Below are 3,409 nucleotides of genomic sequence, written 5' to 3'. Positions count from 1 at the left end.
GCGCCGGCGGTGTTCGCGCCCATCGACGATGCATCGCTGGAAGACCACTGGGACGAAGCCAGCCGCATCATCGGCCGCTTCCCGCAACTGAATGCGACGCGCCTGCGCAGTGATCGCAGCAGCATCGCGGCGGTCATGCGCGCACCCGGATTCGCATGACACGCGCCCATCACCGCGCGCATGCTCTGCTTTCCCTTCCCATGAAGCACCCAGGCGGCCCATGAAGCGCGTGACTGGTATTGGCGGCATCTTCTTCCAGGCGCGGGACCCCGCCGTGCTGCGTGCGTGGTACCAGCGCCACCTGGGCATCGAGGTGCAGCCCTGGGGCGGCGCTGCATTCACCTGGACCGACACCGATGGCCAGCCCTTCGCCGGCACCACGGTCTGGTCGGTCAACGCGGCCGGCAGCGAGGCGCTCGCCCCCGGCAGCGCACCGTTCGTCATCAACTACCGGGTGCATGACCTGCATGCCCTGTTGGCGGCATTGCGCGAGGAAGGCTGCCAGGTGCTCGAGCGCAGCGAGGATTCGGAGTATGGGAAGTTCGGTTGGGTGATCGACCCGGAAGGCAACAAGGTCGAACTGTGGCAACCGCCGCAGGGCCAGTGAGCGCTCGCTGTCGCCCGATGACGGACGTCTCGCCCTCACCTGCCGCCGCCCGCCCGCCGCGCGGTACGTTCCTCAAGCGCAGCCTTGCCTGGCTGCTGACCGCCATTGCGCTGATAGGCATTCCGCTGTGGGTTGGCAGCCAGAGCCGCGCCGATACCGCGGCACAGGTAGCCGAACGAGGCTGGGCCTGCGGCATGTCGGTGCTGGGGCTGTTCCTGTTCGGGCTGATGCTGGCGGCACTGCTGTCGTTGGCGTCACTGCTGCTGGGCGGGCTGGCGTACCGGGCGACGCCATACCCGCGTTCGGGGTGGCGGCTGGCCGAATTGCTGGTGTTCTCGCTGCCACTGCTGGCTGGCCTCGCGGTGGTGGTGGCGATGTTTGCCGGCGGATGAAAACGCAGCTCCGTGCCCTCGACGCGAGATCCACATGCCCGGCCCCCTTCCCCCACCACTGACCCGTCCACAACCGCCTGCACCCAATCGACGGGTGTGGCTGCTGATCGGCCTGGCCGGCAGCGTCTCCGCGGCGCTGGTGGTGAGCTATATCGGGCTGGCGGTCGTGCCGCAGTTCGAGTCGGTCTACCGCAGCTTCGGCGCGCAGATGCCCGCGACCTCCCAGCTGTTCATGCGTTTTTTCGGCCTGGCCTGGCTGCTGCCGGCAGGCGTGCTCGCCATCGGCCGCTGCTGGCCGCGCCCCAATGCCCCGGTCATTGCCGGCGTGCTGGGGTTGGTCGCTCCCTTCGTTGCCGTTCCTGTCGCCCTGTTGCTCATCTACCTGCCATTGTTCCGGCTTGCCGACGTCTAGCTGCGGAGAACCGGATGCCGGACTTCCCCGTGACCGCGCCCCGCCTTGGCTTCGTCGTGCGCTACCGCCGTACGTCATTCACGAATCGACTCAACGTGTTCGCGATCTCCTGACGTAGGCATGGGCAGCAGCTCGGCCGGATGCCAGCCCCGCGTCCCTCACGGATTCAAGCTGCCGGTGCTCTCCGTCGTGTGGCGCCTCATTCACGAGCGATTGAATGGCGCCGCCGGGAAGTGGGTGCCGGTGGCCGGACCGGTACACTTCCGGCCATCTCCGTTGATGTGTACGACAGCATGGCCAACATCGAATTCAACAAGGACGAGAAAGCCATCCTCGTCCGCAAGCTGCAGGGGTACTTTTCCGAAGAGCTGCAGCAGAAGATCGGGCAGTTCGACGCTGAGTTCCTGCTGGACTTCATCGGCAAGGAGATCGGTGCGTACTACTACAACCATGGCCTGTACGACGCACAGGCCGCATTGAGCGCGCGCATGGAAGACCTGCAGGATGCGATCTACCAGCTGGAGCAGCGCACGGAGTTCCGGCGATGAAACCGGAGACGGGAATGCGCGCGCGCCCCATGCTCCTGGCCGCGGTGCTGGCGATGATGCTGGCCGCCTGCGGCATGCCGGTGCCCGCGGCCAAGCGCGACTACGTCGGTAGCTGGGCATCGGACACTACCTTGCTGGTCATCGAGCCGAGTGGCCGCGTGCGCTACAAGCACCAGCCCACGCCCAACGTCAGCAAGTCGCTGGATGCGCCGATCAAGTCCTTCGAGGGCGATGACCTGGTGGTCGGCGTCGGTCCGCTGACCACGCGGTTCGTGGTCTCGGCGCCGCCGCATGAGGATGGCGGCGTATGGAAGATGACCGTCGATGGCCAGGAGCTGCGCCGGCGCTGAATTGCGCTGTGCAGCGTGCGTTCCCGCCGACAGGCGCTAGGCTGGGCAGCATTCAACGTCGTGGAGAGGCCCATGGTCAACGGCAGCTGTCATTGTGGTGCGGTGCGCTTCGAGTGCGATGGCGTGCCGACCGAAGGCTACGAGTGCAACTGCTCGCACTGCAGCCGCAAGGGGTTCGTGCTGTGGTTCGTGCCGCGGCAGGCCTTGCGGGTCACCGCCGGCGAAGGTGCACTCACGACGTACCTGTTCAACCGGCACGTGATTGCACATCAGTTCTGCCCGACCTGCGGATGCCAGCCGTTCGGGCTGGGCAAGCAGCCGGACGGGACCGAGACGGCGGCGATCAACCTGCGTTGCCTGGAAGGGTTTGATCTGGAAACGGTGAAACGGATCGCCGTGGACGGACGGGCCTTCTGAGGACCTGTCGGGGGAGCGCGGGCATCGCCATCCTCTCCCGCGTACAGCCCGCCGCTTGCGCATACCCGATGCACGGGAAACGTATGGTCGGCCTGCCGGTCAGCGCCGCTTCGTCGCGCAACTGAATGCCTCCCGCGCATTCCGGGCGAGCCGACGCGGCCTTCGTCCGGCTCCCGCCGACCGCCCGATCCCTGCCCGCCGGCAAACCGGGAACGGGCCCGAAACGTGGCAAAGGCCGGCCTGGCGTGGTTTGCGCGTGGCGGCAACGACACCTTGCGCGCGCTTTCCCGCCCGCCGACGGCCCCTTGATCGTCCCGCCGTTGCCACCGGCATTGGAAGATCGCGTCAACGTCGGCGAAAATCCACGGGCCGAGGCCGAGCATGCGCGTCCGAGGGCCAATGCCTGCGAATTCCCAGCGGAGGAAACGCGGCGCAGTTGACCCGGTCGCCTGCTCGCGCCCACCGCCCCGCGCGGGTGATGGGCCAGCGACACCGCATCAGCCACCTGGAACGCAGGTCCGCCCAGCAGGGCAACCGCGCCGGGCCGATCTGGAATACTGCGCCCTCGGAGATCGTCGCCGCCTCGTGTCGAGGTGGCGGTTCCAGGCAACCGTCGTCGCCCCGTGCGCCGGCCTTTACCCAAGAGCCCCTGCATGAACATTGAAGCCACTTCCGCCCTGCCG

The 3,409-nt window shown here is 67.4% G+C and carries 6 protein-coding genes; all 6 read left to right on the top strand.

What is annotated here, in order from left to right; translation table 11 throughout:
* Nucleotides 1–220: 220 nt before the first annotated feature.
* The gene (locus VA603_RS12030; protein ID WP_132862390.1) at nt 221–607 is read left to right on the top strand and encodes a VOC family protein; all 387 of its coding nucleotides are present in this window, start codon (nt 221–223) and stop codon (nt 605–607) included.
* Nucleotides 604–999 (top strand): hypothetical protein, encoded by a 396-nt coding sequence (locus tag VA603_RS12025; protein ID WP_323438986.1) that lies wholly within the window; start codon nt 604–606, stop codon nt 997–999. Before VA603_RS12030 ends, VA603_RS12025 begins: the two co-directional genes overlap by 4 nt.
* Nucleotides 1,000–1,033: 34 nt before the next feature.
* Nucleotides 1,034–1,411, top strand: a complete 378-nt coding sequence (locus VA603_RS12020) for a hypothetical protein (protein ID WP_132862388.1) — start codon at nt 1,034–1,036, stop codon at nt 1,409–1,411.
* A 293-nt stretch (nt 1,412–1,704) separates the two neighbouring features.
* Entirely contained in the window at nt 1,705–1,959 is a 255-nt protein-coding gene (locus VA603_RS12015) for a DUF2164 domain-containing protein (RefSeq protein WP_132862387.1), read from the top strand.
* A gap of 14 nt (nt 1,960–1,973) precedes the next feature.
* The gene (locus VA603_RS12010) at nt 1,974–2,309 is read left to right on the top strand and encodes a hypothetical protein (protein ID WP_323438985.1); all 336 of its coding nucleotides are present in this window, start codon (nt 1,974–1,976) and stop codon (nt 2,307–2,309) included.
* Between the two features lie 72 nt (nt 2,310–2,381).
* Nucleotides 2,382–2,726 carry a GFA family protein gene (locus tag VA603_RS12005; RefSeq protein WP_132862386.1) on the top strand — a complete coding sequence of 115 codons (345 nt, stop codon included), beginning with the start codon at nt 2,382–2,384 and terminating at the stop codon, nt 2,724–2,726.
* The last annotated feature ends 683 nt before the right edge of the window (nt 2,727–3,409 follow it).

This window comes from Stenotrophomonas capsici (assembly GCF_034961085.1).
Classification (GTDB): domain Bacteria; phylum Pseudomonadota; class Gammaproteobacteria; order Xanthomonadales; family Xanthomonadaceae; genus Stenotrophomonas; species Stenotrophomonas capsici.
Note: the sequence above shows the minus strand (reverse complement) of the source record. Positions and strands in the feature narration are given on the sequence as shown.

Excerpts from the sequence above, each read along its gene's own strand:
- VA603_RS12015 (WP_132862387.1), top strand. The coding sequence starts at position 1,705 with ATGGCCAACATCGAATTCAACAAGGACGAGAAAGCCATCCTCGTCCGC.
- VA603_RS12030 (WP_132862390.1), top strand. The coding sequence starts at position 221 with ATGAAGCGCGTGACTGGTATTGGCGGCATCTTCTTCCAGGCGCGGGAC.
- VA603_RS12010 (WP_323438985.1), top strand. The coding sequence starts at position 1,974 with ATGCGCGCGCGCCCCATGCTCCTGGCCGCGGTGCTGGCGATGATGCTG.
- VA603_RS12020 (WP_132862388.1), top strand. The coding sequence starts at position 1,034 with ATGCCCGGCCCCCTTCCCCCACCACTGACCCGTCCACAACCGCCTGCA.
- VA603_RS12005 (WP_132862386.1), top strand. The coding sequence starts at position 2,382 with ATGGTCAACGGCAGCTGTCATTGTGGTGCGGTGCGCTTCGAGTGCGAT.